This is a genomic window from Gemella sp. GH3, from assembly GCF_013415425.1.
Taxonomy (GTDB): Bacteria; Bacillota; Bacilli; order Staphylococcales; family Gemellaceae; genus Gemelliphila.
The window spans coordinates 1-407 of record NZ_JACBYC010000032.1 but is presented as its reverse complement, the minus strand read 5'-3'; the positions used below and the strand labels follow the sequence as shown (position 1 = coordinate 407).

Genomic DNA, 407 nt, shown 5'->3' with positions numbered 1-407 from the left:
CTTCAAGATGGTACTCAGCAATCAAGCTTCTCATCATAGGTAATTGATTATCTTCATCCCTACCAAATAAATGTAATTTTGTTTGATGACCACTTTTAACAAACTTATCATAAGCCTTAATTAAATGATCCATTTGTTTTTCACTACTAAATCTACCGATATAAATGAAACGATCTTCTTGTATAACTTCATTTTCACCTTTTCTATGATTGAGTTCTATAAAATGAGGTATGAGTTCAAAGCGTTCGTTTTCAATAGGATACATCTCTTGAATATCTTTCATTTGTTGATGCGTAAGTACTATATATTTATCCACGTTATTGCTATGTTCTAAAGCATATTTATAAGATTTTTTAGTTTTACCCTCTTTTAAATGCGAACTATGAAAGACTAAGATATTTTTAGTC

General features: G+C 29.0%; 1 protein-coding gene. It reads right to left on the bottom strand.

The features are described from left to right. Positions 1–407: glycosyltransferase (locus HZY83_RS00980; RefSeq protein ID WP_179942253.1), on the bottom strand; the 407-nt coding region annotated here is incomplete at both ends.